Here is a 22,867-nt window from a genome sequence, read left to right as displayed (position 1 = left end):
CTTGACATACATAAAGCCGAACTCTCCTAGAGTTCGGCTCCTTCTGTCTTCTCTCGTTCTTCTTTTGTATAAATAACCTGCATCGGATTGCCTCCGACAAATGCCCCGGCAGGCACATCTTTATGGACAAGTGTTCCAGCCGAAACGATAGCCCCGTCCCCAATCGTAACACCAGGAAGAATCGTGCTGTTCGCACCGACCATCACTCCATCGCCGATCACAACATCCCCAAGCCGATATTCGTCGATCAGGTATTCATGCGCTAAAATCGTTGTATTATAACCGACGATGGAATTGCGTCCAACTTTGATCCGTTCCGGGAACATAATATCCATCATCACCATCAGGGCAAACGCCGTCTGCTCTCCTACCTCCATGCCGAGGAAAGTCCGGTACAGCCAGTTTTTCATTTTTAAATATGGAGTATAGCGTGCGATCTGAATAACGATAAAATTCTTAACCACTTTCCAGAAGGGGACGGTCTTGTAAATTTGCCAGAGAGCGTTGCTTCCTTTTACCGGGTATCGCTCCGTGTTTCTCATCCGCTACTTCACTCCCAAAATATCCAGTAAATCAGCCATATTCTCTAAGAGGTAATCAGGATTTTGTTTTTCAATAAAGTCTCTTCCCTTGATCGACCAGCTGACAGCAGCTGTTTTAACGCCAGCATTTTTTCCCGCCTGGATATCAAACTGGCTGTCTCCGACCATCATCGCCTGTTCCGGGCTGGAACCAAGCTGCTCCATCGCCTTGTTAAGCTGCTCGGGATTAGGCTTTGGATTTTCTACGTCGTCAACTGTCACAACAACATCGAAGAATTGGTCAAGGTTCGTCAGCTTTAACCCCATCTCTACCGTGTTACGCATTTTAGAAGTTACAATGGCAAGTTTAAATCCATTTTCTTGGAGCGTTTTTATCGTTTCGAACACACCTTCATACTCAGTGACGAGCAGGTCGTGATTTTCAACGTTATGTTTGCGGTAAACTTCAACCATTTCTTCCGCGCGCTCTTCATCCACACTCGCAAAGCTTTCAACAAGCGGCTCTCCGATAAAGCCGATAATATCTTCCCTGGAATATTTCTCTGGATAGTATTGTCCAAGCGTATGTGTAAATGATGCGATGATCAAATCATTGGTGTTAATAAGTGTTCCGTCTAAGTCAAACAGGAGTGTGTTAATTTTCATATGTTGCTTCCTTTCTGTGTGCGTTGCTCAATTCTTTCCGGTTCCATATAAAGGCGACAGCCATCGTCAAAAGAATAGCTGTAACAAGCCGGATGACCAGCAGCCAGATAATCGGTATTCCAAGCGGAGCAAAGATTAAGGTATCCTCCACTACCGCATGGCAGGCTACAAGAAAAATAAAGGCAAGATGCAGATCTTTCTTGCCAACACCATCTTCTTTCGCAGCTTGAATCATTACGCCCGCTCCATACGCAAGGCCAAATAAGAGTCCTGCAGCAAGTGTCGTCGACGTGTTTCCCTTCATTCCTAGCATTCTTGTGAAAGGCGCGACCCACCGAGAAAATGTATCGAGCCACTTTAAATCCTTTAACACCTGGATAAAAATCATGAGCGGGATAACAATGAGTGCAAGCTGCAAAATACCGAGTGATCCCTTTTCAATTCCTTCAAGCAGGATAGCTCCCCAACTGTCTACAGCTTCCTGAGAGTTGGAAATCAGCCCCATTTGGGCGAGTTCCCCGCCACCATGCCAGACCAGGTTAATGATAAATCCGGATATAATCGCTAAGCCCACACGTACTGCGATCATGATCCAGAGCTTTACGCCAACTCTTGCTGCAACACTTGATTCGATTAAAAGGTTATGAGAAAACGAAAGCATAACTGCAAGAATAAAGACCTCTTTCACCGTTAGGTCAAGCGTTAGAATGGCACCGATCGCTGCATATAAATTCAAGAAATTCCCGATAACGAGCGGAATTGCCGCTTCCCCTGACAGGCCGAGCCACTTCATTAAAGGAGTCATGATCGTAATGATCCAATCCAGAATCGGAGTATATCGTAAAATGGTGACGATAAGCGTGATCGGAAAGATAATCTTTCCGAGTATCCATGTTGTTTGAAGGCCGGCAAGCGTGCCTTTTTTCAATGTATTCATATGTCTCTCCCTCCCGAAGAGATATCAAGCTTCATAATACCTTTTTGTATCTGGTTTCATCCTTCTGTAAATAATCAGTGCAACGCTGACGAGAATCAGCGCAATCGAAATAACCTGTGCGATGCGTAGCGTTTCAGTCAGCATCAAGCTGTCTGTTCTTAATCCCTCAATAAAATACCTGCCGATCGAATACCAGATCACATAGCTGAGGAAAACTTCGCCTCTTTTTAAGTTTGCCCTCTGCAATAAAAATAGAATAACAAATCCAACGATATTCCATAACGATTCATATAAAAACGTAGGATGATAATACGTTCCATCGATATACATCTGATTAATAATAAAGTCCGGTAGATGAAGGTTTTCTAGAAACGCCCTTGAGACCGGTCCGCCGTGCGCTTCCTGGTTCATAAAGTTTCCCCAGCGGCCGATCGCCTGGCCTAAAATAATGCTCGGCGCAGCAATATCCGCAAGCTTCCAGAAAGAAAGCCCCCTGTTCTTCGTAAATACAATCGCCGTAATAACAGAACCGATCAAAGCACCATGAATGGCGATTCCGCCTTCCCAGATTGCGATAATTTGGCCTGGATGGTCCTGGTAATAGTCCCATTCGAAAATAACATAATATATTCTTGCAGAAAGAATCGCAATCGGAACCGCCCATAGAATCAGATCTACAAAAGTATCTTTTTCAAGTCCCTGCCGCTTGCTTTCCCGAATCGCCAAAACCAATCCTAACACTGCCCCAAAAGCAATGATGATTCCATACCAGTAAACAGAAATAGGCCCTAGCTCAAATGCTGTACGATCCAAAGGCTGGATGTTTGCTAACATTGTTCTTCCTCTCTTTCTTCCCCTTAATATTCAGTATCCTCGTAGTCACCTGTCTGGATTTCTCTTGTCAAACGCTCTGAAAACTGCCTGGCTGCATTCATGCCCATATTCTTTAATCGGAAGTTCATTGCAGCGACTTCGATAATAACGGCAAGGTTTCTACCAGGACGAACCGGAATCGTCATCCTTGGAATTTTCGTATCGATTATCTGCATCATATCTTCTTCCAGGCCAAGCCGGTCATAAACCTTCTTCTGGTCCCAGAGTTCAAGCGTGATCACAAGCGATATTTTTTTATAATTGCGAATCGCGCCTGCACCGAAAAGCGTCATCACATTGATAATGCCAAGCCCGCGGATCTCTAATAAATGCTGAATAAGTTCAGGTGCATTTCCAATCAGTGTGTTTTCTGATTCCTGCTTGATTTCAACAGAATCATCGGCTACAAGGCGATGGCCTCTCTTTACTAATTCCAGCGCAGTTTCACTTTTACCAACACCACTCTGTCCTGTTATCAAGACACCCACACCATAGATGTCGACAAGAACGCCATGTATCGCGGTTGAAGGTGCAAGCTGTCCCTCTAAAAAGTTTGTCAACCGGCTGCTTAATCGGGTAGTCGTTACATTGGAACGGAGAATCGGAACTTCTGTCCGTTCTGACGCCTCTATTAATTCCTCTGGCACATCCATACTACGAGAAATAATTATTCCAGGCGTTTCATCTGTACACAGACGATCCATGCGCTCCTTCCGCTTAAGCGGATCTTCTAATCCATAAAAAAAAGATAACTCTGTTTTACCAAGCAGCTGAAGCCTTTCTGCCGGATAATAAGTGAAGAATCCAGCCATTTCAAGGCCCGGACGCGAAATATCACTCGTTTGAATCGGTCGGTGAATACCTTCCTCTCCACTGATCAGTTCAAGGTTGAATTTATCAATCAAGTCCTTCATTCGTACTTTTACCATGATTACCTCCCGGATAGTGAGCATCAGTAATAATCTTTTCTTATTCTAGCACGTTTCAAGCTATTAAAACCAATTCACAATCTCTATTTTATCATGTTGGGAAAATCAGGACATTCTTATTCAATTTTTAAAGGAGAAGAAAGTTCGTTGGTGGGTATCAGGTTAGGATGGATTCTTTACAATCAGTGGCAGTTAACCTTTAACTTACTTTATCTGTGGCTCTAATAAGATTGTATTTGATAGAGTCCTGAGATTCAGATCCTCATTAATTTTTAGCTCAAAAAAGCCAGCACCCTATTGATTGGATGCTGGTTTTCCTTCTTTTTATTTCTTTTTCAACGGAACGACTGCATCGTGCAGCTCTTTTTCGAGAACATCCCGATGAAAATCCTTTTGTTTGTCTGTCCAATTGAAGCGTTTTGCCATATATGCAATGACTGGTTCTTTCCATTTACGCACCCAATCGATATCAAAGTAAAGAGCGCTTGTACGGCGGTTGAAATAATCGATCGGAGTGGCGACCATTTCTTCTTCGATGCCGTAGACGAGCGAGACAAACACTTCAAGGCTCAGGTTGTGAAACTTCGCCTCTTCACCCATTGTCTGTGCGATTTCATAGATTCGAGAAACGTTTGAGCCATAGCGGTCTGCCAGTTTTCCCGCTTCTTCAGCAGTAAACCCGATTTTTATGCCCTGCTGTACCTTGTTTTCTAGATAAGTTTCAAACCCTTTGCCCCCGCCGACATCACCGCCGGAAAGAGTAATATGCTCTGTCTCGGTACCCGGGAAGGTTCGATAGCCCTCTTCTTTAAACTGCTCTGCTGCAATATCTACAACACGCTCAGCCATTTTACGATAACCGGTCAGCTTCCCTCCAGCGATAGTGATTAAGCCAGAGTCGGAAATAAACACTTCGTCTTTTCTGGAAATTTCAGAAGGGTCTTTTCCTTCCTCATGAATAAGCGGCCGAACACCTGCCCAGCTGGACTCTACGTACTCAGGTTTGAGCTTGAGCCCTGGAAACATATAATTAGTAGAATCGATAATATAATCCCGGTCCTCTTCTGTCATACGCGGATCTATTGGATCTTTTGCATACTGTGTATCTGTTGTTCCGACATACGTTTTGCCGTCTCTTGGAATGGCAAACATCATTCGGTTGTCTTCAAAAGGGGTATCAAAATAAACAGCCTGCTGAAGTGGAAAACGTGACTGGTCGAATACCAGGTGAACGCCTTTGGTTAAGAATAGGTGCATCCCCTTTTTGGAGTGGTCCATTTCACGTACCTCATCGACCCAGGGACCTGCTGCATTTACAATCTTCTTTGCCTTTATGTTTTTTCGCTCACCACTCAATAAGTCCTTCACCCTGACACCTTTCACTCTTCCTTCTTCGTAGAGCAGCTCTTCCGCCATCATATAGTTCACAGCTTTGCCGCCACGGTATACTGCTTCTTTTATTACTTCAAGCGTGAGGCGGGCATCGTCTGTTTTGTACTCCACATAATAGCCCCCTCCTTTTAATCCCCTTTGCCTGATAAGCGGTTCCTTTCTTATCGTTTCCGCCCGGTTAAGCATTCTTCTTCGTTCTTTCCGCTTCACGTCTGCCAGGCGGTCATACAGAGCTAATCCCGCACTCGTAGAAAGCTTTCCAAATGTACCTCCCTTAAAAATCGGAAGGAGCATCCATTCAGGTGTTGTCACATGAGGAGCATTCTCATAGACAATCGCCCGTTCTTTTCCTACCTCCGCCACTATCTTCATTTCAAACTGTTTTAAGTATCGAAGGCCGCCGTGCACGAGTTTTGTAGAGCGGCTTGATGTACCGCCTGCAAAGTCCTGCATTTCGATTAATCCCGCGTTCATGCCTCTTACCGTAGCATCTAACAGAATGCCGGCACCTGTTATCCCCCCGCCTATTACAAGGACGTCTAGCTCTTCATCTATCATTTGATCAGCAATGACATTTCGTTGTAATCCTGAAAAAGGCTTCGCCATCCTATCCACTCCTTTATATAAAAAATACTTGTAGTGAAAAATTTGGTTTAGAAAAAAACACAACACTCAAGATAAGCTATTGTTGAGTGTTGGCTAACGTTATTTTGCGGCTTCTAAGTTACTTAAAAGCCATCGCCGCATGAACGGCTTTTTTCCAGCCGTCGTAAAGCTTCTCTCTTTTTTCTTTATCCATCTCTACTTTAAATGCTTTATCCATTTTCCACTTTTGGGCAATTTCATTTCTGTCCTTCCAGAACCCTACCGAAAGCCCTGCAAGATATGCAGCACCGAGGGCAGTTGTTTCATTGATAACCGGGCGCTCGACCGGAACACCAAGCAGATCGCTTTGAAACTGCATTAAAAAGCTATTTTTAACCGCTCCGCCATCGACCCTCAGTGTTTTAAGCTCGATACCGGAGTCAGCGATCATCGCATCGAGCACGTCTCTCGTCTGATAAGCGAGGGATTCGACAGTCGCCCGGATAAAATGTTCTTTAGAAGTGCCGCGTGTCAGGCCAAACACAGCGCCACGAACCTCGCTGTCCCAGTACGGAGTGCCAAGACCAACAAATGCAGGAACCATGTAGACTCCATTCGTTGATTCCACTCTTTCAGAATATTTTTCACTATCCTGATAGTTATCAAACATTCTCAATCCGTCGCGAAGCCACTGGATTGCTGAACCGGCTACAAAGATACTGCCTTCGAGGGCATATTCGACATTTCCGTCAACTCCCCAGGCGATAGTCGTTAAAAGGCCGTTATCAGATTTAACCGCTTTTTCCCCGGTGTTCATCAACATAAAGCAGCCGGTTCCGTATGTATTTTTCGCCATGCCTTTTTCATAACAAGCCTGCCCGAACAATGCCGCCTGCTGGTCTCCGGCCACCCCAGCGATCGGAATATTATGCCCGAAAAAATGGTAATCTACTGTCTCAGCATATACTTCAGAAGAAGGACGAACCTCTGGAAGCATCTTTTTTGGAACATTTAACATCTCCAGAAGCTCATCGTCCCACTTGAGCTCATGAATGTTATACATAAGCGTTCGCGAAGCATTGGTATAATCGGTCACATGCGCTTTTCCGCCTGAAAGCTTCCAGATCAACCAGGTGTCGATCGTGCCAAATAATAACTCTCCGCTTTCCGCCCTTTCTCTTGTTCCCTCAACATGATCAAGAATCCACTTTACTTTTGTTCCAGAAAAGTATGCGTCCAATAAAAGCCCGGTCTTTTCCCTTACCATATCTCCATATCCCTGTTGCTTGAGTTCTTCCACAATGTCCGCCGTTTGCCTTGATTGCCATACGATCGCATTATAAACCGGCTTCCCGGTGTTTTTATCCCAGACCACGGTCGTTTCCCGCTGATTCGTTATACCGATAGCTGCTATATTTCCGGCATCGATATCTCCGGCAGACGAAAGAACCTGTGCGATGACTGACAGCATACTGCTCCAAATTTCCTGGGGATCATGCTCGACCCAGCCCGGATTTGGAAAGTGTTGTTTAAACTCTTTTTGTGCCAGGTTTACAATCTCGCCTTTTTGATTAAAAAGAATCGCCCTTGAGCTTGTCGTCCCCTGGTCTAACGCAAGAATAAGCTTCTCTTCCAACTTAAATCCCCCTATTCCTGGAATAGATATGTATGTAACGTAAGAAATTAACCTCTACCTAACTGTTTCTGCTTCTTTCTTATGTTATCCTGCAAAATTTATAGTTCATTCTATGACTTTTCCCCTGGGAACCGTCTTGATAAACATTAAAAAATCATAAAGCGAAAAAGGCGTACGAATTTGATCGCCAAATCGCACGCCTTCTCCTGTATAAAGAAAATTACTTCTTTTCCTTCAGCGGATCCACAACCGCTTTTTGAATCATTAAGTTTAGTATACCGATAAAAATCGAGGCCAGAATCGCCATGCCGAATCCATCGATCGAAAATGCCTCCCCCATAATTCCTGCTGTCAGCATCAGCGTTATCGCATTGATCACGATAAGAAACAATCCAAGTGTCAGAATCGTCACCGGAAGTGTTAACACGATCAAAATCGGCTTCACGATGACATTCATGATTGCTAAAATAATACTGGCTACAATCGCCGCGCCGAATCCACTCAAATAGAACGAATCGAAAAATCCGGCAACGACGACCAGCACGATGCTGTTAACCAGTAAGCTTATGATCCAACTGCGAAACAAAGGCTACACCTCGCTCTCGTTCGGCATCACAAACGCTGCTATAATATATGCGATTCCAAACGGAAAAAAACCAGTTGCAAATAACAGAATAACGAAGATAACACGGATGATCGTTGAATCGATATTCAAGGAATCAGAAATTCCGCCAAGTACTCCTGCTACCTTCCGATCGTCCTGTGAACGTGCCAGCTGCTTCATGCCACATCCCTCCTTCAATCTTACAAATTTTAATACGGTTTATTCATGCGAAACAGTGATTCCGCCTGCTTTTGAGTTTGCCTCGACCATGTAGGATGGGCTTGTTTCATCACTGGTAACAAACCTGAGCGCACGCTGAGCCATTTCTTTCTTTTCCCTGACTACTTTCATATCTTCCAGGTCGCATGTTACTGAACCGATGGATGACTTCAGGTCACCCTTTACAGCCATACCCTTTGGCAATATAACGTTGATACTGCCGTTTAGCGTTTTGAATTCGCCTTTTCCAGACAGAGGTTCCGTTACTGTTGCCCGGATAGCACCATTTAGAGACTGGGCGTCGATCTCGTTGAACTTTCCTTTGATCGTAATTGCCCCGTTGCCTGTTTCAAGCTCGCATATCTCGCCTTCTCCATCTTCAATCAGAATAGCGCCGTTTGCCGCTTCGATTTCGATGTCTCTCGCTTCAAGCTTCTTAAAGGTAATTCGGCCGTTTGCAGCTTTTGTTTTAAACAAGTTTGCTTGAATAGTTTCTCCAGTAATATCTCCGTTAAACGTTTTGAGCCTAACATCATCATAATCGCTTTCCGGAAGGTAAACCGTTGTTGTTGCCTTTATGTCAGCTCTATCGATTTTAAAAGAAAAGCGGTCGTCATAGACTCGGAAGCTTGCTTCGTTCAGGAATTTTTCTTTTGCTTCCTCCTCGGAAGAAACACGATAAACGTTTGCTTCACACTCTACTTTCACTTCATTCTGATCCCATGGCTTAAGAACGATTTCTCCGTTTCTTAAACTTATATCAAGCTTTTTCAAAGAAACATCCGATTGATGGAAAGTATGGTGTACAACTTCATAAGAACCGAAGTTAAAATCAAGATCCAGATCTTTGATCTTCTGGATTAAGCTTTCAACAAAATTAGAAACTCTGGTGGTAGACGATTTCGCGGCTTTGCTCCACTGGTCGCTCCAATCAGCCGTTTTCGTCTCCTGCTCAAAACTTTCTGCATGGCTCTTCTGTTCTGATTTTACATCTTCTTTTGTACCGAGCGCCTCCAAAAGCTTCGCACCCTCATCTGCCGTGATCTTTCCATCTTCAATCATCTTCAAAATCATCTTACGCTCTTCATTCATCCTAACCGACTCCTTTTTAATAGAATCATATAATAGAATCCTTAAACTGAATGTAAAACTCTATGATTGTGAAACAAAAACCCACTGAGAGATAGCAATAAGACCATTAAGACCAACAGAAAATCCCTTTCTAATCGCCTTCTAAAATTATTCTGTTTTTAAAAGGGACCACGAAGCGACACATCATTGCTCTCCAAAAAAATAGATTAGCAAATCTATTTTATAAGAGCGAAGCGATGCGGCTCGTTGTGTTATAAGCTTCGTCATGCTCGCATGTAAGAAGCTTTTAACACATAAGAGTCGCCAGGAGAGCAAGTTGGGGTTTTAGCCCTCACAATCCTGTACCCGAAAATCCTCTATCTTACCACCTCAATACCTGTATTCCCTTAACAATATTCCATATAAAAATAACAAAATTAAGAACCCCAAACAGGATAAACGCCCCAATAATCCACCCAACATGCTGCCCAAATAAGAAAAACACAACAAGAAGGATACTTATAAACGGCACAAGGTGAGAAACAAACGCCTTCCTGGCATGGTAACTTACCTCTTTATCTCCCGCCACAAAATAAACGATCAACGGCAGCAAAAACGGCGCGAACAACACACTAAAATAACAAAGTGCCGCCAGTATTTTTTCACCATTATTCATCATTCCATACCCCTTTCCATCTCTATTACTTTTTACGGAAAGAACCGTATAGAAGTTTCACTTTCTAATAAAAATTCGAGAAATCTTCTAGCAAACCCTGTTTATTTCAAATAAAGAATTGTGGATAATTTGTGTTTTTTGTCCATACTGAAGGTCTTTTGAATTTCTGTTTTTGTAAAATCATAGATGGGGAGCTATTGGTCTCCACTCCAGGTTGCTCGCTTTCCGCGGGCGGCGAGCCTCCTCGGCCTTCGCCTGCGGGGTCTTACCTGTCCCTTTCCTCCCGCTGGATTCTCGCACCTTCCGTTCCAATCAACTTCACTAGAGCATCTTCCTTTAACAAAAATATAAATCAACAATTTTCTATGAGTGAGTTATAAAAACAACAAACGCCCGGGAGTTATCCCGGACGTTTTGAAACAGTCGATTATCGAACAGATTCGCTCTGCTTTATTTTCTTTTTCATTCGGTTTCGATCTCTCTCCAGGACAGGGCCGAGATAACGGCCAGTATACGATTCATCGACTTTAGCGATCTCTTCCGGCGTTCCTGTCGCTACAATTTGTCCGCCTCTGTCTCCGCCTTCAGGTCCGAGATCAATCAAATGGTCGGCTGTCTTAATAACATCAAGATTATGCTCAATAATCAAAACGGTGTCTCCATTTTCTGTTAGACGCTGCAGAACCTTTAACAGACGTGCGATATCATCGACATGAAGCCCGGTTGTTGGCTCATCTAAAATATATAGCGTCTTTCCGGTTGAGCGCTTGTATAGCTGCGAAGCAAGCTTAACACGCTGTGCTTCTCCTCCGGATACGGTAGTGGCCGGCTGCCCTAATTTTATATAACTTAGACCGACGTCATAAAGTGTTTGCAGCTTCCGCTTAATCTTAGGGATGTTTCTAAAGAATTCCAGCGCTTCTTCTACGGTCATCTCCAGGACATCAGAAATATTTTTACCCTTATAAGTGATTTCGAGCGTTTCCCTGTTATACCGCTTACCGTGGCAAACTTCGCATGGAACATACACATCTGGAAGGAAGTGCATCTCGATCTTAATAATACCGTCTCCGCGGCATGCTTCACAGCGCCCGCCTTTTACGTTAAAGCTAAAGCGGCCTTTTTTGTAACCGCGAACCTTCGCTTCATTCGTTTGTGCAAACACGTCACGGATATCATCGAACACACCGGTATATGTTGCGGGATTCGACCTTGGTGTCCGGCCGATTGGAGACTGGTCGATATCGATTACTTTATCAAGATATTCTAGCCCTTTGATCTCCTTGTATTCGCCCGGTTTATCTTTTGCACGGTTCAGTTTTTGGGCAAGTGCTTTATACAATATTTCGTTGATCAAGGTACTTTTTCCTGATCCGGATACACCTGTTACACATGTAAACAGACCGATCGGAATCTTCGCGTTAATGTTCTTTAAGTTATTCTCTTTTGCACCTTTAATTTCAACGAATCGGCCGTCAGCTTCTCTTCGTTCATTCGGAACAGGAATAAACTGTTTACCTGACAAATACTGCCCTGTTAGGGAATCAGGATCGTCCATGATTTCCGCAGGTGTGCCCGCAGCGGTAATTTCACCGCCATGGGCCCCGGCACCAGGCCCGATATCAATAATATAATCGGCAGCAAGCATCGTATCTTCATCATGCTCAACGACAATAAGTGTGTTGCCAAGATCGCGCATGCTTTCTAATGTGCGGATCAACCGGTCGTTGTCTCTTTGGTGAAGGCCGATCGAAGGTTCATCCAGTATATAAAGGACGCCCATCAACCTCGATCCCACCTGTGTAGCAAGCCTGATCCGCTGTGCTTCACCGCCTGATAGCGTACCCGCAGAACGGCTGAGTGTTAAATAATCAAGTCCAACATTCACAAGGAAGCCAAGCCGATCATTGATCTCGCGAAGGATCATGTTCCCAATCGCACGTTCTTTTTCAGTTAATTCAAGCTCCTCAAAGAATGTGAGTGCTTCCTTAATAGAGTTTTGAGTCGTTTCACCGATATGCTTTCCGTTGATTAACACGGCACGTGCTTCTTTTTTCAACCTGTGTCCTTTACATGTCGGACATGGCTTCTGTGCCATATATCCTTCCATTTGCTCCCGAACATAGTCAGAACTCGTCTCCCGGTATCGGCGTTCGATGTTTACAACAACGCCTTCGAACGGAATCTTGTTTTCCCTCACCTGGCCAAAGTCGTTTTGATATCGGAAGTAGATTTTCTCTCCGTTACTTCCATAAAGGACTTTGTCCATTTGATGGCGCGGCAGTTTACTTACCGGAACATCCATATCGATACCATAATGGTTACAGACGCTTTCCAATAATTGCGGATAATAATTGGAGCTGATCGGAACCCAGGGTGCGATCGCCCCGTCACGGAGTGTCCGATCCCAGTCCGGAACAACAAGGTCAAGGTCAACTTCCAGTTTTGATCCGAGCCCATCACATGAAGGACAGGCACCGAACGGGCTGTTGAACGAGAACAATCTTGGTTCGAGTTCCCCGATCGTAAAGCCGCAATACGGACACGCATGATGCTGGTTAAACAACAGCTCTTCCTCGCCGATCACATCGACGATAACCTGTCCTCCAGCTAAGTTAAGAGCAGTCTCTAAAGAGTCCGCAAGCCTGGATTGCACGCCATCCTTTACGACGATTCGGTCGATAACAACCTCGATCGAATGTTTTTTATTCTTTTCAAGCTTTATTTCATCAGCAACTTCCCTCATTTCCCCGTCTACTCTTACACGAACATAACCCTGTTTTTTTATATCCTCTAGAATCTTTACATGTTCGCCTTTTCTTCCAGACACGATCGGTGACAGGATTTGCAGCTTTGTCCGTTCAGGATATTCCAGGATACGGTCTACCATCTGTTCGATTGTCTGCGAGGAAATCTCAACTCCATGGCGCGGACAAACGGGTCTACCTATTCGTGCAAAAAGAAGCCTCAGGTAATCATAAATTTCCGTAACTGTTCCTACTGTAGATCTCGGGTTCCGGCTCGTTGTTTTCTGGTCGATCGAGATTGCCGGTGAAAGTCCTTCGATCGAATCAACATCCGGTTTATCCATCTGGCCGAGAAACTGCCTTGCATATGCAGACAATGATTCCACATAGCGACGCTGTCCCTCTGCATATATCGTATCGAATGCAAGAGAGGACTTCCCTGAACCGGACAAGCCTGTTAAAACAACAAGCTTGTCTCTTGGAATTGTGATGTCTATATTTTTTAAATTGTGGGCTCTGGCGCCCTTGACGACGATTTCTTCAATAGCCATCTTTTCGTCATCCTTCCGCTTTAAGCTCTAATAATAAGTCTCTTAATTCCGCAGCACGTTCGAAATTCAACTCGCGGGCCGCTTCTTTCATTTCCTTCTCGACATTTTCTATTACTTTCGCTCGTTCCTGCTTTGTCATCTTGCCGATCTTAGGTGCTTCTTTAAACTCCTCATCGGTCTCAGCAGTAACTGTCGCTCGAATTACATCGCGTACTTCTTTCTGGATCGTCTGAGGTGTGATGCCATGTTTCTCGTTAAACTCCTGCTGGATTGTTCGGCGGCGTCCAGTTTCCTCAATAGCCGTATTCATTGAATCTGTTATTTTATCAGCGTACATAATAACATGTCCGTTGGAATTTCGGGCAGCACGTCCGATCGTCTGGATCAACGAACGCTGTGAACGGAGGAAGCCTTCCTTATCTGCATCAAGAATCGCAACCAGCGAAACCTCTGGAATATCCAGACCCTCCCTCAACAGGTTGATCCCAACAAGAACATCGAATACTCCCAGGCGAAGGTCACGGATGATCTCGATCCGTTCCAGTGTTTTTATTTCAGAATGTAGGTACCTTACCTTTATACCCATTTCCTGCAGGTAATCAGTCAGATCTTCAGACATTTTTTTCGTTAGTGTTGTTACAAGTACGCGTTCATTTTTCTCTACCCGGGTATTAATTTCGTCTAACAAGTCATCGATCTGCCCTTCGATCGGACGAACATCGATCGTCGGATCAAGTAATCCCGTCGGGCGGATGATTTGTTCGATCATTTTTGGAGAATGCTCATTCTCATAAGGCCCAGGTGTCGCAGAAACATATACGCATTGATGAGCTTTTTCTTCAAACTCCTCGAACTTCAACGGCCTGTTATCTTTAGCTGAAGGTAATCGGAAACCATGTTCCACGAGTACCTGCTTACGTGCCTGGTCCCCGTTATACATTCCACGGATTTGCGGAAGAGTTACATGGGATTCATCGATAATGCATAGAAAATCATCCGGGAAGAAGTCCATCAGCGTGTAAGGCGTCGATCCTGGGCCTCTTAATGTTAAGTGGCGCGAATAGTTCTCGATCCCTGAACAAAATCCCATCTCCTGCATCATTTCGATATCGTAGCGTGTACGCTGTTCCAACCGTTGTGCTTCGAGCAGCTTTCCTTCTTCATGCAAATGCTTGAGCTGTTCTTCAAGCTCTTTCTCGATCCGTTCTATCGCAAGCTTCATCTTCGCCTCACGGGTTACGAAGTGGGAAGCCGGGAAGATCGCTACATGTTCCCTTTCACCTAATATCTCACCTGTTAACGCATCTACTTCTGTGATCCGATCGATTTCATCGCCGAAAAATTCAACACGGATACAATGTTCATCCCTGGATGCAGGAAAGATTTCAACAATATCGCCGCGTACTCGGAATGTCCCGCGGGTAAAGTTGATATCGTTACGCGCGTACTGGATGTCTACAAGCTCCCTTAATAAGGCGTCCCTCTCCCATTCCATTCCCGTACGCAAGGAAAGCACGAGTTCTCGGTATTCTTCCGGAGAACCTAAACCATATATACATGAAACACTCGCGATGATAATAACATCGTTCCGCTCGAATAAGGAAGACGTTGCGGAGTGTCGCAGTTTATCTATTTCATCGTTTATGCTTGCATCTTTTTCAATAAACGTATCACTTTGTGGTATATAAGCTTCTGGTTGATAGTAATCATAATAACTGACAAAGTACTCAACCGCATTGTTTGGAAAGAATTCTTTGAATTCACTGTAGAGTTGTCCTGCTAGTGTTTTGTTGTGGGCTATGATCAACGTTGGTTTGTTTACTTCTTTAATGACGTTCGACATCGTAAAGGTTTTACCGGTACCGGTCGCACCTAGCAAGGTTTGATGCCTTTTATTTTGGTTTACCTCCGCGACCAGTTCTTTGATCGCTTTGGGCTGGTCGCCCTCAGGCTGATATTTAGAAACCAATTCAAATTTATTATTTTGCACGTTAGCAGCCCTCCGTATATCAGATATCATGCCATTTATTATATCACAGGTTGGAGTATATTCCGCAAATAAATCGAACTGATATTCGCGTTTTTGATGAGCGGGTTGGCATTTTTGCTCTCCCGACTGTCGCTTCGCTCTATCAAAAGAGATTCTACATCTCTTTTTAGGGGAGAGCAAAGAAGTATCGCTTCGTTGTCCCTATTAAAGATGCCAAGATCTTTGTATCGCCGTAAAACGCCTTTCTTTTTCTTTTCCTTTGTTTAAGGTATTCTAAAACTATCAGACTTGGATATGAGAGGATTTTTGGTGATGGTTTTTTTGTGGGCGCTTCCGCTCGGGATTTCAATTGGAATTTTATCAGGATTTTTTGGTGTTGGGGGAGGTTTTATCTTAACACCGGTTTTGTTGCTGTTAGGTTTTCCTCCTATAAATGCAGTAGCTACAAGCTTGCTTTATTCGATGAGCACCTCGGTTTCCGGCATGGTTCGCCACTATAAATACGGCAATATCAGTTTCAAGCCGGCCGTAATCCTTGGGTTAAGCGGAATGGCAGCAACCCAGGTGGCACTTCCGTTCGTATTAAAAATAGAAGAATTAGGATATGACGACATTGTTATCCCAATTCTCTACTTAATTTTATTGGGATATTTCGCTCTGTCGATGTTGAAAAGCAGCCGCTCGGAATCAATCAAACAAACGATGTCTGATTCGATTCCAAAGATTGCATTAATAGGATTTGTTGCCGGACTTGCTTCATCAATCCTGGGGGTTGGCGGCGGTTTTATCATGGTGCCGTTAATGATCAAGTTCCTTGGATTTCCGCCTCGGATGGCTGTTGGCACTTCTCTTGTCAGCATCTTTTTTATCGTAACTGCAGGATTCATCTCTTACGTATTTTCTGCAACCATCAATATTACACTGGGAGTAGCACTAGTTCTCGGCGCTCTCGTCGGTGCCCAGGTCGGCGCTAGTTTAACAACACTTTATGCTAACCGAAGAATCCAATTTTTCTTAAGCATCCTGTATCTCGCAACGTTTCTTAGTGTTTTGTCGAAGCTTTTGGGTGTTCCTGTTATCGGCTTGGTCATTCTTGCAGTCTATGCACTGGCTTTATTTACTTTATTTACTTTTAATAGTCTACGAGCAAAGAGATCATAAAGAAAACACGTCGAGCATTCTCCTTTGCTAAAAAGTTATCCTTTTTCTATACGGTAAAAATGGCGTCTATTTCATAGAAATAGGCGCCTATTTTTTAATTCTGTTCTTCTGTTTTTGTTCGATCTTGTGAGAATAGACAAAGCCGATTATTGCTGAGACTACGGTGATGGCCTGTAAATAAAGAGGCTGCTCCAGCCCATCAAAAAGCGCCCACATGAGTATAAGCGACAGCACAAAACTTACATATTTATTATAAGTGACCCTTGTAAATAAAATAACCACGATTGCTGGCAACAGCGCCGCAATGAGTAATTCTAACATGAAAAACGTTTCCCCTCTCTATTGCCCCGATGCCCGTTTATGTTTCCTTGCATGAACGAACAACAATCCAAGTTCATGATGCTCGTTATGATAAAGGGCTCGTTGTTCAAAGCGCACTTCCCCATTATAATCGAGTACCTCTAATTTGCAAAATGCAGCGTTTCGTTGTAACCCCTGATAAAAATCAGATTCTTCATGTAGAAGCTGGCCATTAACCTTCTGCACGACTTCACCAACTTTTAAATTCATCTTAGAAGCCGGGGATCCCGGAATGATTCCAAGAATAACCAACCCTTCATTTTGCTCTTTGAAATAAGCTGGTTTATTCATTCCTCTATGGTAGATAAGAATAGCTAAACGGCCAACAATTGCAACTATCGCAGCTGTAACGGCCAGCCATTGCATTCCTGTAAGATGACCTGCCAGAGAGGTTCCGAAAACAATAACACCAAGAACAACAAGATGCAAACCATTCAAGCGCATCGCTTCAGCTGGAAGGGTATGATGCACCAGCTTTTGAAATCCAATCCCAAAGGGAACAGCGATGAAAGCAAACGTTTCATTGCCAAAGCTTAAAAGCGGCCACCAGTCAGTTGCAGTCAGGTTCCCGACAGGCAATAGAAGAAAGAACGGTAAAAGCCAGACTCGCCTTACTTCGTGTGCTCCGACAACCTTTCCCCGTTTACTGTGAATGAGTTTAGGAGATGTTTTTACTTTCCCGTTAGTCCAAACCAGGAAGCCTTCTGCAATGATTAAAAATCCTAAAAGGATAATCAAGCCTGATATAGATGTTTCCGGGAGATCTGCAACCCATTTATCCAAAAGTTCGATCCCAGTATTAAATGGTTGTAAAAAGATAGCTGCCACAATCGGCAAAATAAATATAAATGCCGGTGATAAAAAACGTATCTGTTGTATGGCCAGCAAGAGAATTGTACATAGAGAGAGTAACACGATTGTACCAAAGGGAAGGGTGATACCCAGTGCTACCGAGAACGCGGAGAGAACCAGTCCGATTCCTAATCCTGCTGTCATAGTAATAAATACATCATCTAAAACACCGTAAACTCGAGTATGAAAGTCCAGCCTTTCTCTTTTCACCCGTTGAATTCCAAGCCAAAAAGCAGCGATGATTATCAGGTAAAAAAGCGGGTTTATAAGGAACGATACGATTCCTTTTAGCAAGGATGTTAACAAAAGTTCTGCCATTATGCTCTCCTCCAAAAATAACTCTATCTATGTTTTCGCAAGCCACGATTTACTCACGTTCTGTTATGTATAGATATATTTTAACAGATAACAGTGTGAATGAAAGCAATCACTTTTTACTGAGAGAAAAAGAAAATCCGCAGGTTGCCCCACGGACTTATTTTTATTTTTCAGTTGCAAGCTGGATTGCCGTTTTCAATTGAAGATCGTTTTTCTTATCTTTAATTGTTTCAATGATGTTTTCTTGCAGACTTGCAGCTGTCTTTTCGTCGATTTTCCCTGTAACTGAAAGACCCTGTGTTTTTTGGAACGCCTTTACAGCTGTTACGGTTTCTTCATTAAAATAACCATCTGAACGTCCTGGCTCATATCCGAGGCCCTTTAGCATTTTTTGAGCACTTTCAACCTGTTTACTGTTCATATCGAACGTTAATGGTTTTTCTATTGTCAATGGATTTACATAGAAGTAATCCGGTTGTTTTGCTTCGACAGTTGGTTTTATACCTTTTTTATGAATCCAGTTTCCATCTGGAGTTAACCATTTGAACATCGTCAATTTAATGTTACTGCCATCTCCCATGTCAACCGTTTGTTGTACGGTCCCTTTTCCAAATGACTTTTCACCGACTAGATCATAGCCTCCTGCTTCTTTTAATGCGGCAGCGAGAATTTCTGAAGCTGAAGCACTTCCTCTGTCGATAAGACCCACGATTGGATAGTCCTTCTTCTCTTCTAAAGAAGAAACAGAGCGTTGTTTTTCCCCATCTCGGTCTTCGATTTGGACATATGGCTTATTATTGGGAATGATCATTTGGGAAATCGATGCAACTGCATCAAGATAACCGCCCGGGTTTCCACGCACATCTATAACTAATCCATCGATGCCATCTTTCTCAAGCTTTTCTAATTCTTTTGCAAACTCTTCCGCAGTATCCTCAGAGAATGATGTGATTTCAATAATGCCGACCGTTTTCCCGTTCTTTTCCTGTTTGTCAGCATATACTGTTTGAAGTGGAATCTCATCCCTTGTCACTTCAATGCTCATCGTTTCAGACACACCAGGTCTTTGTACTCCGAGCTTTACAGTTGTTCCCTTTTTCCCTCGGATTTTTAATACCGCATCATAAAGATCAAGTCCTTCAATGCTTTTGCCATTGATCGTTAATATTTTATCATTTGGTTTTAAGCCAGCTTTCTCAGCCGGAGAATCTTTGAATGGAGCAACGATCGTTACTTTGCCACCCTCCATGCTGACTTCCGCTCCGATACCTTCAAACGAAGATCCAAGTGACTGGGTAAACTGTTTTGCAGTTTCCGGGTCCATGTATACAGAATAGGGATCATCTAATGTTTCAACCATCCCTTTGATTGCACCTTCAAGCAATTTATCGTCATCCATGTCCTTAACATACTTGTCTTCTATTAGTTCGTATGCCTTTTGAATCTTTCTAAAATCTTCAGGAGAGGCTTCTGAGCTTTTCTCTCCTCCAGCTTCACCTGAAAAGGTTAGTTTGTTTCCAGCCAGCTCTTCTTGTCCAAAATAAGAGAGCCCTACATATGTGCCCCCCGCTCCGATAAATAGGGCCAGAACAACAAGAAGGGCGACAATTTTCCCCTGTATCTTCATTCCACTCACCTCATTTGTTTAAAGAAAAAGCATCACACCATCAGGATGCGATGCCTTTACTCTTTATTCTACTATATGAAGAGCTTGTTTTCATTATGTTTGGTTTTCCATTATTCCGGGAAATCCATTTTTAGTAAAGAATGCTTACGGCAAATAGTTTAAAGGATTAACTGCATTCGTTTTATTAGCGTTCCATGAACCTTTGTGCAGTTCAAAGTGCAAATGCTGACCAAACGAGTGGCCTGTGTTCCCCATTGTACCGAGGTACGTTCCCGCAGAAACAGTTTGGCCTTGTGATACAGCACGGTTTCTCATATGTGCATATACAGTCGTATAGGTTTGTCCATTTATATAATGCGTGATGAATACAACATTACCATAGCTTCCTGATAGATAAGAGCGGAAAACAGTTCCAGCAGCTGCAGCACGAACAGGTACGCTACCTGATTTTGCAATATCGATTCCCGCATGGAATTTGTTCCATCTAGAACCAATCTGGGATGTTACTCGACCTGAAGTAGGCCATGAAAAGCCAGAGTTGCCGACATGCGATGAAACTGGTGCAGGTGCAGGCTCATTCCCTCCTCCACCGGAGTTTGAGTTACTGCTACTTGCTTTTTTCGCCGCGGCAGCTTCCCTCGCTGCTTTTTCTGCGGCCGCTTTTCTTGCAGCTGCTTCAGCCGCTGCTTTTTGGCGTGCAATTTCTTTCTTAACTGCAGCTTCTTGTGCACTTAACGTTTCAGCATTTTCTTTCAGGTCTTCCACATAACTGTGAAGTTCACCCTCTTGCTTTTCAAGTTTCTTCATAAGGGCATCTTTTTCAGCTTTTTTAGCATTGAGATCAGCTTTTAATTTTTCTAACTCTCCCAGCTTTTGCTCGAGGTCATTTAATTGTGCTTCCACTTCCGCTTTTTTCTCTTCTAGAGCAAGCTTGTCTGCTTTATGCTCTTCAAGAATATTTTTATCCTGTTCTGCAATTGTGTTAAGCGCCATTACACGTTCAAGGAAATCACCGAAGCTTTTAGCCCCCATTAACACATCAAGATAATCTACAGTACCGCCATTTTGATACATCGCCTTCACTCGGTCTTTTAAAAGCTTGTCCCTTTCGGCAATGCGTTTTTCCAGGACTTTAATTTCCTCTTGAAGTTTTGCGATATTCTCTTTCGTTTGGTCAATTTCCTGTTGTTTTGCTTCAATTTTATTTTCGGCATCCGAAACAGCAGTGTCCAATCGTTTAATTTCTGCTGCTACCTTATCTTGTTCTTCTTGAACACCCTGTATTTCTGATTCTTTTTGTTGGCGTTCTTGTAAGTTCTGACTCTTTTTCTCTTGAATTTCCTTTAGTTTTTCCTGATTAGAATTTGCTTCTGCAATTTGTGGTGAAAATGCAGCTGTTAGTCCAGACATTCCCAAGCTTACTGTTAGAGCGGCAGCTAAAACTTTACGCTTCAATGTTTTTCCTCCCCCGATTTTCCCTTGAATTTATTGTTCTCTTAATCTATCTCTAGTTATTTACACTCTTAAAAACTTACGCATGGATGTAAAGCTTCCCCAGACTCCGATGATCATGCCGATCAACACGAGCAGCCCTGCCAGTTGAAGTACGAATGGATAAACCGGCAACAGATCAATAAACAGTGTCGGATAACGAGTAGTGATCTCTGTATAAATATAGTCATACCCGAACACTAAAAGTGAAATTGGAATTACGGCTCCAAGAACGCCGATCAATACTCCTTCAATTAAGAAAGGCCAGCGAATAAACCAGTTTGTAGCACCAACGAGCTTCATAATTTCAATTTCTCTTTTTCTAGCAACAATAGTAATCTTTATCGTGTTTGCGATTAGAAACATAGCTGTAAATAACAAACCAATAATTAGGCCCAGGCCTACATTCCTTGAAACATTCATCACTTTAAATAAACGTTCCACAGTGTCTTTGGCATATTCGACCTTTTCAACACTTTTAAAGTTCTTTACTTCTTTCGCAACCTCGATTGTATCCTGTGGGTTAGCCGTTTTAACGATAAATACATCGTTTAGCGGATTCTCTTTTTCAAGTGAAGAAAACGCCTTTCCTTCATCTCCAAGGCTTTTTATAAGCTGCTTTAATCCTTCTTCTTTTGACTGGAAGGTTACAGAAGATACTTTTGGAACACCTTGAATTTTTTGTTTAAGCGCTTCTTGTTGTTGTTCTTTAGCTGTTAGGTCTATAAACACCCGGACCTCAACATCATCCTCAATTTGAGAGCCAACTTCATTTAAATTTAATAACAGTGCTACGAAGACACCAACAAGTAACAGTGTAACAGTCACTGCTGAAACAGAGGCGAATGACATCCACCCATTTCGGGCAAGGTTTTTAATACCTTCTTTCCAATGGCGGCCAAATGTTCTAAGCTTCATAGCCGTATTCACCTCTTATTTCGTCCCGAGCAATCATTCCGCTTTCAATCGCTATAACCCGTTTTTTAATAGTGTTTACAATTTCTTTGTTGTGGGTAGCCATAAGTACTGTTGTACCCTTGTTGTTGATTTCTTCAAGCAAGTCCATGATTCCCCAGGCTGTTTCCGGGTCAAGGTTACCTGTTGGCTCATCGGTTATCAGGACGTCCGGATTGTTAACAATCGCCCTTGCTATCGAAACACGTTGTTGTTCGCCTCCGGATAGTTCATCTGGCAAAAAGCGGGCTTTATTTTTAAGACTGACTAAGTCAAGAGCTTCCATAACTCTCTTACGTATATTTGGCTTACTTTCTTCAATAACTTCTAGAGCAAAAGCTATGTTTTCGTAGACTGATAGTTTTGGCAACAACTTAAAATCTTGAAATACAATGCCGATATGCCTTCTAAGCCTTGGTACCTGACGTTCCTTTAACTTACTTAAATCAGTACCATTTACGACGATCTGTCCTTTTGTCGGTCTTTCTTCGCGGTATATCATCTTAATGAACGTAGATTTTCCTGCACCACTCGGTCCGACAATATAAACAAATTCTCCTTTATCGATTTTAATATCTATGCCATTCACAGCTTTTACCCCGTTTGGATATGTTTTCCAAACATCTTTCATTTCAATCAAGCTTAATCACACCTTACCGCATTCTCGTTGTTTTTATCGTGATGTCTAGCTCTAATAAAAGTATATT

At 43.1% G+C, this 22,867-nt stretch carries 20 protein-coding genes; 1 reads left to right on the top strand and 19 read right to left on the bottom strand.

All coding sequences use genetic code 11. From position 1 onward, the window contains the following. Window positions 1-26 precede the first annotated feature (26 nt). The 13 genes from FCL54_RS05185 to uvrB all read right to left on the bottom strand — a co-directional run bounded on the left by FCL54_RS05185 (window position 27) and on the right by uvrB (window position 15,397). Window positions 27-542 (bottom strand): acyltransferase, encoded by a 516-nt coding sequence (locus FCL54_RS05185; RefSeq protein ID WP_138123904.1) that lies wholly within the window; start codon window positions 540-542, stop codon window positions 27-29. A 3-nt stretch (window positions 543-545) separates the two neighbouring features. Continuing rightward, window positions 546-1,187, bottom strand: a complete 642-nt coding sequence (ppaX, locus tag FCL54_RS05180) for a pyrophosphatase PpaX (protein ID WP_138123902.1) — start codon at window positions 1,185-1,187, stop codon at window positions 546-548. Then, entirely contained in the window at window positions 1,177-2,124 is a 948-nt protein-coding gene (locus FCL54_RS05175; protein WP_138123900.1) for a nucleoside recognition domain-containing protein, read from the bottom strand. The genes ppaX and FCL54_RS05175 overlap by 11 nt, the downstream gene beginning before the upstream one ends. 24 nt (window positions 2,125-2,148) lie before the next feature. Next, window positions 2,149-2,958, bottom strand: coding sequence for a prolipoprotein diacylglyceryl transferase (lgt, locus tag FCL54_RS05170; RefSeq protein WP_138123898.1), 810 nt, complete (start codon window positions 2,956-2,958; stop codon window positions 2,149-2,151). A gap of 23 nt (window positions 2,959-2,981) precedes the next feature. Continuing rightward, a complete protein-coding gene (gene hprK / locus FCL54_RS05165) occupies window positions 2,982-3,926 on the bottom strand; it encodes an HPr(Ser) kinase/phosphatase (RefSeq protein ID WP_138123896.1) in 945 nt (314 codons plus the stop codon). Window positions 3,927-4,250: 324 nt separating this feature from the next. After that, the gene (locus FCL54_RS05160; RefSeq protein WP_138123894.1) at window positions 4,251-5,924 is read right to left on the bottom strand and encodes a glycerol-3-phosphate dehydrogenase/oxidase; all 1,674 of its coding nucleotides are present in this window, start codon (window positions 5,922-5,924) and stop codon (window positions 4,251-4,253) included. A gap of 118 nt (window positions 5,925-6,042) precedes the next feature. Then, complete coding sequence (glpK, locus tag FCL54_RS05155) at window positions 6,043-7,539, bottom strand: glycerol kinase GlpK (protein ID WP_138123892.1); 1,497 nt, start codon at window positions 7,537-7,539, stop codon at window positions 6,043-6,045. A gap of 220 nt (window positions 7,540-7,759) precedes the next feature. Continuing rightward, entirely contained in the window at window positions 7,760-8,125 is a 366-nt protein-coding gene (locus FCL54_RS05150) for a phage holin family protein (protein ID WP_138123889.1), read from the bottom strand. Window positions 8,126-8,128: 3 nt separating this feature from the next. Next, window positions 8,129-8,323: a PspC domain-containing protein gene (locus FCL54_RS05145; protein WP_138123887.1), complete on the bottom strand. Its 195-nt coding sequence runs from the start codon at window positions 8,321-8,323 to the stop codon at window positions 8,129-8,131. 39 nt (window positions 8,324-8,362) lie between these two features. Then, window positions 8,363-9,454: a DUF4097 family beta strand repeat-containing protein gene (locus FCL54_RS05140; protein WP_138123885.1), complete on the bottom strand. Its 1,092-nt coding sequence runs from the start codon at window positions 9,452-9,454 to the stop codon at window positions 8,363-8,365. 361 nt (window positions 9,455-9,815) lie between these two features. Next, entirely contained in the window at window positions 9,816-10,109 is a 294-nt protein-coding gene (locus FCL54_RS05135) for a magnetosome magnetite crystal formation protein family (protein WP_425467100.1), read from the bottom strand. A 427-nt stretch (window positions 10,110-10,536) separates the two neighbouring features. Next, entirely contained in the window at window positions 10,537-13,407 is a 2,871-nt protein-coding gene (gene uvrA / locus FCL54_RS05130; protein ID WP_138123881.1) for an excinuclease ABC subunit UvrA, read from the bottom strand. A gap of 7 nt (window positions 13,408-13,414) precedes the next feature. Next, window positions 13,415-15,397, bottom strand: coding sequence for an excinuclease ABC subunit UvrB (uvrB, locus tag FCL54_RS05125; RefSeq protein ID WP_246055141.1), 1,983 nt, complete (start codon window positions 15,395-15,397; stop codon window positions 13,415-13,417). Window positions 15,398-15,709: 312 nt separating this feature from the next. Here uvrB and FCL54_RS05120 point away from each other — a divergent pair, with 312 nt between their 5' ends. Beyond that, window positions 15,710-16,558 (top strand): sulfite exporter TauE/SafE family protein, encoded by an 849-nt coding sequence (locus FCL54_RS05120; protein WP_138124007.1) that lies wholly within the window; start codon window positions 15,710-15,712, stop codon window positions 16,556-16,558. Between the two features lie 87 nt (window positions 16,559-16,645). Here the strand turns inward: FCL54_RS05120 and FCL54_RS05115 are convergent, their stop codons facing one another. The 6 genes from FCL54_RS05115 to ftsE form a co-directional block, all read right to left on the bottom strand. Beyond that, complete coding sequence (locus FCL54_RS05115) at window positions 16,646-16,879, bottom strand: DUF2198 family protein (RefSeq protein ID WP_138123877.1); 234 nt, start codon at window positions 16,877-16,879, stop codon at window positions 16,646-16,648. An 18-nt stretch (window positions 16,880-16,897) separates the two neighbouring features. Next, window positions 16,898-18,088, bottom strand: a complete 1,191-nt coding sequence (locus tag FCL54_RS05110) for a PDZ domain-containing protein (protein ID WP_138123875.1) — start codon at window positions 18,086-18,088, stop codon at window positions 16,898-16,900. 163 nt (window positions 18,089-18,251) lie between these two features. Further along, complete coding sequence (locus tag FCL54_RS05105) at window positions 18,252-19,709, bottom strand: S41 family peptidase (protein ID WP_138124005.1); 1,458 nt, start codon at window positions 19,707-19,709, stop codon at window positions 18,252-18,254. A gap of 150 nt (window positions 19,710-19,859) precedes the next feature. After that, window positions 19,860-21,170 (bottom strand): murein hydrolase activator EnvC family protein, encoded by a 1,311-nt coding sequence (locus FCL54_RS05100; RefSeq protein ID WP_246055140.1) that lies wholly within the window; start codon window positions 21,168-21,170, stop codon window positions 19,860-19,862. Window positions 21,171-21,230: 60 nt separating this feature from the next. Then, complete coding sequence (ftsX, locus tag FCL54_RS05095; protein ID WP_138123873.1) at window positions 21,231-22,124, bottom strand: permease-like cell division protein FtsX; 894 nt, start codon at window positions 22,122-22,124, stop codon at window positions 21,231-21,233. Next, window positions 22,114-22,800 carry a cell division ATP-binding protein FtsE gene (gene ftsE / locus FCL54_RS05090; protein ID WP_138123871.1) on the bottom strand — a complete coding sequence of 229 codons (687 nt, stop codon included), beginning with the start codon at window positions 22,798-22,800 and terminating at the stop codon, window positions 22,114-22,116. Before ftsE ends, ftsX begins: the two co-directional genes overlap by 11 nt. Window positions 22,801-22,867 lie beyond the last annotated feature (67 nt).

It is taken from the genome of Exobacillus caeni, from assembly GCF_005747095.1.
Taxonomy (GTDB): domain Bacteria; phylum Bacillota; class Bacilli; order Bacillales; family Guptibacillaceae; genus Exobacillus; species Exobacillus caeni.
Note: the sequence above shows the minus strand (reverse complement) of the source record. Positions and strands in the feature narration are given on the sequence as shown.

Excerpts from the sequence above, each read along its gene's own strand:
- ppaX (WP_138123902.1), bottom strand. The coding sequence starts at position 1,187 with ATGAAAATTAACACACTCCTGTTTGACTTAGACGGAACACTTATTAAC.
- ftsX (WP_138123873.1), bottom strand. The coding sequence starts at position 22,124 with ATGAAGCTTAGAACATTTGGCCGCCATTGGAAAGAAGGTATTAAAAAC.
- FCL54_RS05185 (WP_138123904.1), bottom strand. The coding sequence starts at position 542 with ATGAGAAACACGGAGCGATACCCGGTAAAAGGAAGCAACGCTCTCTGG.
- FCL54_RS05145 (WP_138123887.1), bottom strand. The coding sequence starts at position 8,323 with ATGAAGCAGCTGGCACGTTCACAGGACGATCGGAAGGTAGCAGGAGTA.
- FCL54_RS05110 (WP_138123875.1), bottom strand. The coding sequence starts at position 18,088 with ATGGCAGAACTTTTGTTAACATCCTTGCTAAAAGGAATCGTATCGTTC.
- FCL54_RS05120 (WP_138124007.1), top strand. The coding sequence starts at position 15,710 with ATGGTTTTTTTGTGGGCGCTTCCGCTCGGGATTTCAATTGGAATTTTA.
- FCL54_RS05135 (WP_425467100.1), bottom strand. The coding sequence starts at position 10,109 with ATGAATAATGGTGAAAAAATACTGGCGGCACTTTGTTATTTTAGTGTG.
- FCL54_RS05115 (WP_138123877.1), bottom strand. The coding sequence starts at position 16,879 with ATGTTAGAATTACTCATTGCGGCGCTGTTGCCAGCAATCGTGGTTATT.
- FCL54_RS05160 (WP_138123894.1), bottom strand. The coding sequence starts at position 5,924 with ATGGCGAAGCCTTTTTCAGGATTACAACGAAATGTCATTGCTGATCAA.
- hprK (WP_138123896.1), bottom strand. The coding sequence starts at position 3,926 with ATGGTAAAAGTACGAATGAAGGACTTGATTGATAAATTCAACCTTGAA.
- lgt (WP_138123898.1), bottom strand. The coding sequence starts at position 2,958 with ATGTTAGCAAACATCCAGCCTTTGGATCGTACAGCATTTGAGCTAGGG.
- FCL54_RS05140 (WP_138123885.1), bottom strand. The coding sequence starts at position 9,454 with ATGAATGAAGAGCGTAAGATGATTTTGAAGATGATTGAAGATGGAAAG.
- uvrA (WP_138123881.1), bottom strand. The coding sequence starts at position 13,407 with ATGGCTATTGAAGAAATCGTCGTCAAGGGCGCCAGAGCCCACAATTTA.
- FCL54_RS05175 (WP_138123900.1), bottom strand. The coding sequence starts at position 2,124 with ATGAATACATTGAAAAAAGGCACGCTTGCCGGCCTTCAAACAACATGG.